At 51.5% G+C, this 237-nt stretch carries 2 tRNA genes; both read right to left on the reverse strand.

What is annotated here, in order from left to right:
- Nucleotides 1–73: 73 nt before the first annotated feature.
- Nucleotides 74–148, reverse strand: a tRNA-His gene (locus CHH53_RS17050).
- Between the two features lie 15 nt (nt 149–163).
- Nucleotides 164–237: transfer RNA gene (locus CHH53_RS17055), tRNA-Trp, on the reverse strand.

Here is a 237-nt window from a genome sequence, read left to right on the forward strand (position 1 = left end):
ATGCAAGTCAGGCTGGAAGGATTCCGATGGAATCCTTGCCTGTTTACTTGGCTATAGCCTAAAGCTATATGGAGGGCGATCGATGGGAATCGAACCCACGAATGCCGGAGCCACAATCCGGTGCGTTAACCCCTTCGCCACGACCGCCATGATCAATATGTTATGGCAGGGGTAGTAGGAGTTGAACCCACACCGACGGTTTTGGAGACCGCTGTTCTACCATTAAACTATACCCCT

This window comes from Terribacillus sp. 7520-G, from assembly GCF_002271665.1.
In the GTDB taxonomy this organism is placed as follows: domain Bacteria; phylum Bacillota; class Bacilli; order Bacillales; family Amphibacillaceae; genus Terribacillus.